Below are 2504 nucleotides of genomic sequence, written 5' to 3' on the forward strand. Positions count from 1 at the left end.
TACCATTCCCGCGAAGTGGATTGCGATTTTGCCGTTTTCAAGTACCCAGCTGTCGGCAAACCGCATTTCGCTTTTCTCGCCGCCCACCGTCATGGTAATCTGCTCGGTGATCATCAGCGTTTCAGGGTTTTCTGTTTCAGCCCAGAAAACGATTTCGGTTTCCAGACCGTCAATGCCCAGGATGCCCTGCATATGCTCATTCACCTGGTCGCGGCCTTTGTAAATCACCGGCGATTTGGAGAAGCTGCTGATCAGCGTCGCGTCATCGGTATATTGGTCCAAAAGCGCATCGATATTCTTGTCGAGAATGTGCTGGATGTGCTCTCTGTACATTTTACCCAGTTTGGTATCAGGTACGTTCTTCATGATATGGAAAGGATAAGGGGATAAGGGGATAATGGATCAAATTAAAGTGTCGCCGAGCCTTCGTGGTATTCCAGTCCGTCTACGATGTATTTGCTGATGATGACTTTGCCTGCATCATTCAATTTCACTTCCCAGGTTTGGAAAGCATCGCATTTGATCCGTTTGCTGAAAGGCTCGGGTGCATTCCACACGCTTGCTTCCCATTGCACTACTACTTTCACTGTCGCCTTGTCACCTGAAATCTCCGATTCCACACTTTTAACCGTATGAACTTCATCGAAGAAAATGCGGATAACGCGCTGGAACCAGCCTTCAAAGCCGGCATATCCGTAAACCGTCGCTTCGGGGAAAACCATTTCCAGCTCTGCATCTGCAAGCAGGGGTAATACCTCTACCATGGGAACATGGACGTCCAGTTTCTTGTACCAGTCGATTGCCAGTTCTTTAATCGCTTCTTGTGTCAACATTGTATTTGAATTGAGGTTATGGGTCTTTTTTAAAAATCAATGCACTGCCTTTCGGTAGATCAGTGGTTTGCTGCGAGGATCATATCCGCTGCTTTTTCACCGATCATAAAGCATGCTGCAACTGTATTTCCGCTGGTAACTGTTGGCATAACGGATGCGTCTGCCACGCGCAGGTTCTGAACTCCGCGCACCCGCAGTTGCGGATCTACCACTGCCATTTCATCGTTTCCGATTTTACAGGTACCAGCCGGGTGCCACAATGTGGAGCACTGGTTGCGGATATAACTTTCAGGATCAGCATCTCCGGGTACCATTTCGCCTCCGTTAAGCGGCTTAAACTTGGAGGTACCGGCTATTTTCCTGACGATTTCTATCGCTTTTAACAGCACCTGCACATCAGCCGGCTCACGCAGGTAATTGGGATTAACAACAGCCGCGTCCCGGATATTGGAAGAGCGCAGCGTCACTTCTCCCCTGCTTTCAGCTTGTACGAGGATCGGCAGGAATATGCAAATCGGCCCGCCAAAATCAGGTAACAAAGGTGCGAGTGGCTGCGGGAGACTTGGTGTAAAATTGATTTGTAAATCGACTTGTCCTCCCTCCTCTTTTGTACACAAGAAAATGGCATTTCCTGTCAGCAAGGTTGTATTCGGCATTGGTATCTTAGACCGGAAGATCATTGGAAGCTGCAAATGGTCCTGCAAATTCTTCCCTACACCAGGTAAGTCGGCGATCACCGGGATTTGAAGCTTTTCCAGTTCCGCAGCGGGACCAATGCCCGAAAGCAGCAGCAACTTAGGCGATGCCAGTGCACCGCTACTGATAATGATTTCCTTTTCTGCCAGTGCATTCCAGGTCAGCGCTCCCGCTTCAAATTCAACCCCGAATGCTTTTTTATTTTCAATCAAGATCTTGCTGACCAGCGCATTGGTAAGGATGGTCAGGTTAGGTCTTGCTTGAATGGGATCCAGGAAAGCAGATGCGCCATTATCCCTGCGGTTGTTCTTGTCGATGTGGAACTGTAAAAGGCCGACGCCGTTTTCCTGGCGCTCTCCGTTGTAATCCCAGTAAGGTCCGTCGTAGCCGAGCTCAGTTGCGCCTTCGAGGAAATGCGTGGAGCGCATTACTTCGTCGGGACAGTCGCGGATACTCAGCTCACCGCCGGTGGAATGGTATTCAGAAGCGCCGTTTTCGAAGTTTTCCGATTTTTTGAAAAATGGTAAAACATCCTTGTAAGACCAGCCTTCTGCGCCAAGTTGCTCCCACAGATCGAAATTGGCAGGATTGCCGCGCACATACATCATCGCATTGATCGACGTACTGCCGCCCAGCACCTTCCCCTGGTTGATGGTGATACTGCGACCACCCAAACCAGGTTGCGGCGTAGTTTCCAGTTTCCAGTCCATTTCGGATCCCCAGAGGCTTACAAAGCCGGCCGGATCTTGGATTGCGGGATTCTGATCGCTGCCACCTGCCTCTATCAACAAAACCCTGTTGGCCGGATCGGCACTTAACCTGTTGGCCAAAACACTTCCGGACGCGCCGGCTCCCACAATGATGTAATTGTAAACTTGATTATTCAACATTTTACAAGTGGAGGTTTAGGTAATCGCTTATTGTGAACAGTTCACTTTCACCCAGTCAGATTTGTGGTCGCCTTCCAGAACGAGG

General features: G+C 49.6%; 3 protein-coding genes. All 3 read right to left on the reverse strand.

The genetic code is table 11. The features are described 5' to 3' along the window. Nucleotides 1-366: nuclear transport factor 2 family protein (locus ACTIE6_RS22520; protein WP_439558771.1), on the reverse strand; the 366-nt coding region annotated here is incomplete at its 3' end. Nucleotides 367-407: 41 nt separating this feature from the next. After that, nucleotides 408-833, reverse strand: a complete 426-nt coding sequence (locus ACTIE6_RS22525; RefSeq protein ID WP_056287712.1) for a hypothetical protein — start codon at nucleotides 831-833, stop codon at nucleotides 408-410. 59 nt (nucleotides 834-892) lie between these two features. Further along, nucleotides 893-2419, reverse strand: coding sequence for a GMC family oxidoreductase (locus ACTIE6_RS22530; RefSeq protein WP_439558772.1), 1527 nt, complete (start codon nucleotides 2417-2419; stop codon nucleotides 893-895). Nucleotides 2420-2504 lie beyond the last annotated feature (85 nt).

This window comes from Dyadobacter sp. (genome assembly GCF_051859145.1).
Lineage (GTDB): Bacteria > Bacteroidota > Bacteroidia > Cytophagales > Spirosomataceae > Dyadobacter.

What these genes read in the sequence shown, in the direction of transcription:
- ACTIE6_RS22525 (WP_056287712.1), bottom strand. Translation starts at nt 833, where the DNA reads ATGTTGACACAAGAAGCGATTAAAGAACTGGCAATCGACTGGTACAAG.
- ACTIE6_RS22530 (WP_439558772.1), bottom strand. Translation starts at nt 2,419, where the DNA reads ATGTTGAATAATCAAGTTTACAATTACATCATTGTGGGAGCCGGCGCG.